Annotated in this window: 2 protein-coding genes; both read right to left on the reverse strand. The window is 73.5% G+C overall.

Translation table 11 applies throughout. The features are described from left to right. Positions 1 to 1,811 (reverse strand): glycosyltransferase (locus HMPREF3086_RS17625; RefSeq protein WP_070723244.1); only part of this gene is annotated, 1,811 nt, incomplete at its 3' end. A gap of 69 nt (positions 1,812 to 1,880) precedes the next feature. Continuing rightward, positions 1,881 to 2,551: DUF6541 family protein (locus tag HMPREF3086_RS19190; RefSeq protein WP_371441680.1), on the reverse strand; the 671-nt coding region annotated here is incomplete at its 5' end.

Consider the following 2,551-nt stretch of genomic DNA (forward strand, 5'->3'; position numbering starts at 1 on the left):
CACCGCCGCTGCGCGGCGGGCGCCTCGCGGACGAACCGGGCCAGCAGCGCCGCCAGCCGCTTCTGCAGCTCGGAGACCCGCGCCGGGTCGACCTTCCGGTGGTGCACACCGGTCTGCGAGGCGTCGGTCACGTAGACCTCGTCGAACAGCGACACGTGCCACCAGGCGGCGTCCTCGTATGGGATCGCCACGACGCCGCGGCGCTGCCGACCGAGCTTCTGGGTGAGCAGCCGCTTGGCCAGCACCTGGTCTTCGCGGTCCTCGCGCGGGATGCCCACCTTGCGCTCGACTCTGATCCCCGCGGGGAGCGCCTCCACGGCGAGCTTGGCGGTCTCGGGGTACTCCGCGCGCTCGGCCCGGATCGCGGCGAGCGCGGCCTGCCCGCCGTCGCCCACCCCGCGGGAGCCGTCGGGCCCGTCGAGGAACGCCTCGATCCCCCGCATCCGCGTGGCCGCCAGCCCGTACTGCATGCCCACCATCGCCCGAAGGACGCTGCGCCCGAGGTTCTTGGCCATGCTCTTCGGGTCGATCCCCTGCCGGATCGCGGCGGTGACCAGCGAGTTGCGCTGGGAGAAGAACTGGCCGAAGTCGTCGCCGTCCTTCCAGTAGAAGTCGGCGTGCCAGACGGCCGCGCCCTGCAGCGTGCACGTCGGGATCCCGGCCTGACGGCACCGCAGGCCGTACTCGATGTCGTCCCACTGGAAGAAGTACGGCATCGGCAGGCCCACCTCCTCCACCGCCTCGCCGGGGACGAGGCAGGACCACCAGGCGTTGTACTCGGCGTCGATCCGCCGCTCCTGCCGGTTCTCGACCACCGACTCGTCGCGTAGCGCGTACTCGTCGGCGTCGAGGCCGCCGCGAAGCTCGTCGAGCTGCGTGCGCTCGGCCGAGACCAGCAGGTAGTCGGGGTTGTACAGGTACAGCATCTGCGCCCCGACCAGCATCGGCTCGCGCGTCACGGCGGCGAACGCGAACAGGCGTAGCACCGTCTCCGGCTCCACCCGGACATCGTCGTCCATGAGCAACACGTCCACCGGGCCGGCGGCGCCCGGCGCGGTGGCCTCGTACAGTCCGCGGCTGAAGCCGCCGGCGCCGCCGAGGTTGGGCTGGCGCAGGTAGTGCAGTCGGTCGCCGAACTCCTCGGCCGCGTGGCGGAACGCCTCGCGGGTCTCCACCAGATCGGTGCCCTGATCCGTCACGTAGAGGTCGTCGACGAGGTCCGCGACGAGGGGATCCGAGGCCAGCGAGTCCACGGTGGCCGCACAGTCGTCCGCCCTGTTGAACGTGCAGATCGCCACGGCAGCGCGGCGGGCCGGCCTCGTCGTCGTCGTACTCCACACCACCTCCGACACGGTCGCCGGCGCGTCCACGGCGTGCAGCTCCAGCCACATCGCGCCACCGTCGGTGAACGCGTCCACCGGCACGTGCAGCACCGCCATCCCGTCACCGTGGTGGTGGACCACGTCCACCGTCCGCACGTGGGAGCCGATATCGGAGGCGCGGACCAGCACGTCCAGCTGCCCGGTCGTCTCCACGGACACGCGCACGGTGAGCTCGGTGACCGAGGTCCACCGCTGCCAGTAGGAGGCCTCGAACCGGCCGAAGTAGGTGTTGGTGTCGACGATCGCGCCGGCGTCCATGTGCAGCTCGGCGCGGGTACGTCGCACGACCCCGCGCACGATGCGCGAGTACAGGTCGTCGTTGACCCACCGGCGCGGGCCCGAGAACAGCGTGCGCTGGAGCAGCAGGTCGCGCTCGGGCTGCGGGGCGGCGGTGTCGGGGCCCGCGGCGGTCACGGTGGTGGCGTCCATGAGGCGATGCGCTCCTGGTGGGGTCGGTGCGAGGACACGGCCCGTCGGGGCCGCGCGGCGGCGGGCCGCTCAGGGCCCGGTCGCGCCGTCCAGGCTAGTCGCCGGCCCGGCGGCGGCCGCGTCGACGACCGGTGAGTCGGTGTTCGGGGGCTGCACGGGCGGGGTGAACGGGGGGATCCCCGGCGGCGGCAGCAGCGGCGGGTGGTCCGCGGGCACCGGCAGGACCTCGTACAGCTGGGCGCCGGGGTTGCCCTCGACGAGCCGCAGGTGGGGGTTGAGGTCGAGCCCGATGAACCCGCCCGGCCGACCCGGGCCGCCCACGACGCCGGTGCCGACGATCACCCAGCGCACGTCCTGCCGCTGCACCTCGTGCGTGACGGACGGGTCGAAGCCGTAGCGGTTGATCGAGGTGTACAGGATCATGCGGTCGGCGCCGACCTGCGCGACCGGGTCGTCGGCGAGCGGCGCGCCGAACACCACGGGCACGCCGTGCAGCGCGTACGCCCACGCGGTGCCGTCGAACGGGTCATTGAGGACCACGCCGCCCTCGTGCCGCTCGGCGAGCGCGTCGAGCACCGCGCGTTCGCGGGCGTTGACCGCCGGGCCGTCGCCGTAGCCCCACACCCGCAGGTCGCGGGCCAGGACCGCGTGCCCGGAGATCGTGAGCAGCCCCAGCACGGCCACCACCACGACGCCGGTCCGCGCGGCCGGGCGGCGGGCCGAATCGAGCGGGACGAGCG

It is taken from the genome of Dietzia sp. HMSC21D01 (genome assembly GCF_001815995.1).
Taxonomy (GTDB): Bacteria; Actinomycetota; Actinomycetes; order Mycobacteriales; family Mycobacteriaceae; genus Dietzia; species Dietzia cinnamea.